Source organism: Stenotrophomonas indicatrix, from assembly GCF_002750975.1.
GTDB lineage: Bacteria > Pseudomonadota > Gammaproteobacteria > Xanthomonadales > Xanthomonadaceae > Stenotrophomonas > Stenotrophomonas indicatrix.
In genome coordinates this window covers 1-302 of record NZ_PEJS01000006.1, presented here as the reverse complement: position 1 = coordinate 302, position 302 = coordinate 1, and the positions used below count along the sequence as shown (strand labels likewise).

Annotated in this window: 1 protein-coding gene; it reads right to left on the bottom strand. The window is 66.9% G+C overall.

Annotation, left to right across the window (positions count from 1 at the left end; translation table 11 throughout):
• Positions 1-301, bottom strand: a 301-nt coding sequence (locus CR918_RS20970) for a LysR family transcriptional regulator (protein ID WP_133119714.1), incomplete at its 3' end; no start/stop codon positions are given.
• Between the last annotated feature and the right edge of the window lies 1 nt (position 302).

The following is a 302-nucleotide window of genomic DNA, read 5'->3' as shown; positions in this document are numbered from 1 at the left end:
CGCTCGACTGCAGATTGATTTCGATCTGCGGATGCGCCGCCACGAAGTTGCCCAGGCGTGGCACCAGCCAGGCGCTGGCCCTCGACGGCACGGCGCTGAGGGTGAGCACATGCTCCGGTCGCGCGGCGTAGGGCTGGAAGGCTTCGTTGATCGCATCCAGATGAGGGCCCACCTGATCCAGCAGGCGCTGCCCTCCCAGGGTCAAGGCCACACCGCGTGCCTGCCGTATCAGCAGCGGCTGGCCCAGGCGTTCCTCGAGCTGGCGCATCTGATGGCTGAGCGCACTGACCGTCAGGTTCATC